This window comes from Tissierellales bacterium, assembly GCA_035301805.1.
In the GTDB taxonomy this organism is placed as follows: domain Bacteria; phylum Bacillota; class Clostridia; order Tissierellales; family DATGTQ01; genus DATGTQ01.
In genome coordinates this window covers 1-3,238 of the sequence record DATGTQ010000235.1, presented here as the reverse complement: position 1 = coordinate 3,238, position 3,238 = coordinate 1, and the positions used below count along the sequence as shown (strand labels likewise).

The window sequence follows — 3,238 nt, the reverse complement described above, 5'->3', positions numbered from 1 at the left end:
CCGGAAAGTGATGAACTATATACTGGTCTTGCCAAATTTCAATAATAATAGCATACTCTACCCTTTAATTTAATATATTAATAATAACGAAGGGGGGTAGGGGATGAAAGTAAAAAAGTTTATTTTGATTTTATTTGTACTGATATTAACTATTAGTGTATCTGGTTGTAAAAGGTCTGGTTTGAAAAAACTATTTTCTAAAGAAGAACCTATGGAGATAATTAGAAGTGATGATGAAGAAAAAATTGACCTAACGGAAGAAGGGGATGAACTTAGGAAAACAATTCTTTATTTTCAAAATAGTAAAGGATTATTGGTACCTATGATGAGAAAAATACCTTGGGAAGAAGGTATAGCAAATTCGGCTATTAACAATATGATAGATAATCCAGCTCTCCAAGAAAATTTAGCGTCTACAGGATTATCGCCAATAATTCCTGCTGGTACAGAAATAAAGGGAATTACTATAGATGAAGATACAGGACTTTGTAAAATTGATTTTACAGGGGAAGTATTAAATTATGAAACGGAAAAAGAAGAAGAGAATTTAATAAATGGAGTAGTATATACATTAACTGAGTTTCCGGCAATTAATGAAGTTCAGGTAATGATTGATGGAGGCGTTGTACCTACTTTAAAACACGGTACAGAGGTTGGAGAACCACTAAAACGGGAAAATATAAATCTGTTAGGCAATTTAGAAAATGCTAAGTCAAGAATAGTAGTTTATTTTAAGGGAATGGAAAATAATGAATTTGAATATTTTGTACCTGTAACTATACCTACAATAGCACCTATTCCCAATGTATTCACAGCTTTAGAAGAACTTTTTGATGGACCACCAGAGGATATGGGGTTAGATACAGCAATTCCCGATGGAGTTAACTTAGAGGGGGTAGAAGTAAAAGAGGGAACAGCCTATGTAGATATCTATACTGGTTCTATTGATATCTTAAAAGAAGAAAGTGTATTAACTGGAATGATAAAAAACATTGGTATAACTTTAAGTCAATTTGATGAAATTGAAAAGGTAGAGATACTTATTGATGGTAAAGATTTAGAAAAGATTGGTATAGATTATGATTATGATATGGCCATACCTGTCTTTGCCAATGAATATTAAGCTGTCTTAATGGCAGCTTATTTATTTTGTCAAGAATTAAAGTAGTAAATATGTAGAAATAAAATAGAAATTTTGTTATTATAAAAATTGAAGATTTAAATAGGAGATGTATACTAATGGTGAGAATTGACAATAGAAGTTTTGATGAATTAAGGAAGATAAATATTAAAAGAAATTATTTAAAGCACCCTCAGGGTTCTACTCTTATAGAAATGGGGGATACTAAAGTTATATGTACAGCTATGATAGATGAAAGAGTACCCCGTTTCTTAAAAGGAACTAACCAAGGGTGGGTAACTGCAGAATATTCTATGCTTCCAGGTTCTACAGCGAATAGAAAAATTAGAGCCGCCTCTAGGGGAAAGGTGGAAGGAAGAACTCAAGAAATTCAAAGACTTATTGGTAGGGTATTAAGAACAGTTGTTAATTTGAATATAATAGGGGAGAGAACTATTTGGATAGACTGTGATGTTATACAAGCAGATGGAGGAACTAGGACTGCTTCTATAACCGGTGCTTATGTTGCCCTTGTAGATGCATTATATTATTTATATAATAAAAGGGAAATCTCTAGTATGCCAGTATTGAACTTTGTTTCAGCAATTAGTGTAGGCATTGTAGAAGGGGAAGCTTTATTAGATCTATGTTATGAAGAGGATTTTAATGCAGAAGTAGATATGAACATTGTTATGACAGATTCTGATGAATTTGTTGAGATACAAGGAACTGGTGAGGAAAAGGCTTTTTCTAGAGAACAGTTAAATGAGTTGTTATATTTAGGAGAGATAGGGAATAAACAACTTATAAAGAAACAAAAAGAAGTTTTAGGGGATTTAGCATATTTAATAGAAAAGAAAACAAAAGATGAAGGTGAATATTAAGTTTATGGAAGAAAAATTATTAGTCCTTTCAACGGATAATATTAATAAAATTAATGAAATAAAGAATATATTAAAAGATTTACCTATAAAGGTATTATCAAAGAAAGAGTTGGGGATACAAGATATTAAAGTCAAAGAAGATGGCACAACTTTAAAAGAAAATGCAATAAAAAAGGCCATGGGTATATCAAAAGAAGTAGAAGGTATAATAGTAGCAGATGATACTGGTTTATTCGTAGATTATTTAGATGGTAGACCAGGAGTTTATTCATCTAGATATAGTGGAGAAGATGGATCCTATAAGAAAAACAATGAAAAATTGTTAAGGGAATTAGATGGAGTATCATTAGAAAAGAGGACTGCTCATTTCGAAACAGTTATAGCAATAATTACAGAAAATAAGGAAATTAAAACGGTAACTGGAAGATGTGAAGGAAAAATAGGCTTTGAGCCTAAAGGTAGTGAAGGTTTTGGATATGATCCTTTATTTATAGTAGATGGATATGGAAAAACTTTTGCTGAACTAGGCGAAGATATAAAAAATAATATTAGTCATAGAGCAAAAGCATTAAAAAATTTAAAAGTTGAGTTAAAAAGGCAATTAGAGGATGATTAATATGAAAATATTTGTAGTAAGTGATACTCATGGTCGAATTAAGGATTTTGTTAATACAGCAAAGTCTTTGGAAAGACCAGATTTAATAATACACTTAGGCGATTACGTAGAAGATGCATTAAAAATAGAAGAGGAAATGGGAATAGATACAATAGTAGTTAAAGGAAATTGTGACATTTATTCTACAGGATTTGACGAAGATAAAATAATAAATCTTAATAATAAAAAAATACTAATTACCCATGGACATAAATACAATGTGAAAATGGATATATCAAGGCTTGTATATAAAGGTATGGAAGAAGAAGTAGATTTAATATTATTCGGCCATACTCATTTTCCTCAACTAGAAGAACAGGATGGTATTATAATTATGAATCCTGGAAGTGTTTCGTTACCAAGATTGTTTAATAGTAAAACTTTTGGTATAATAGAACTTGGAGAGAAAATATCAGGGAAAATTGTAAAGGTAAAATAGTAAAAATAAAATATAAAAATAAATAAAAAACTTTTGTTTTTCTATTGACATCTTAAAAGATCCCTGCTATAATCTTATATTGTCAGCTTGAAAAAATAATTTTAAAAATAATTTAAGTTTTGTGCACCTATAGCTCAGCT

Annotated in this window: 4 protein-coding genes; all 4 read left to right on the top strand. The window is 30.2% G+C overall.

Annotation, left to right across the window (positions count from 1 at the left end):
• The first annotated feature begins 103 nt into the window (after positions 1 to 103).
• The 4 genes from VK071_11750 (at position 104) to VK071_11735 (ending at position 3,098) form a co-directional block, all read left to right on the top strand.
• Positions 104 to 1,123: a GerMN domain-containing protein gene (locus VK071_11750; protein ID HLR35985.1), complete on the top strand. Its 1,020-nt coding sequence runs from the start codon at positions 104 to 106 to the stop codon at positions 1,121 to 1,123.
• Between the two features lie 116 nt (positions 1,124 to 1,239).
• Positions 1,240 to 2,004, top strand: coding sequence for a ribonuclease PH (rph, locus tag VK071_11745; GenBank protein ID HLR35984.1), 765 nt, complete (start codon positions 1,240 to 1,242; stop codon positions 2,002 to 2,004).
• A complete protein-coding gene (locus VK071_11740; GenBank protein HLR35983.1) occupies positions 1,988 to 2,620 on the top strand; it encodes an XTP/dITP diphosphatase in 633 nt (210 codons plus the stop codon). Before rph ends, VK071_11740 begins: the two co-directional genes overlap by 17 nt.
• Before the next feature lies 1 nt (position 2,621).
• A complete protein-coding gene (locus VK071_11735) occupies positions 2,622 to 3,098 on the top strand; it encodes a metallophosphoesterase (GenBank protein ID HLR35982.1) in 477 nt (158 codons plus the stop codon).
• Positions 3,099 to 3,238 lie beyond the last annotated feature (140 nt).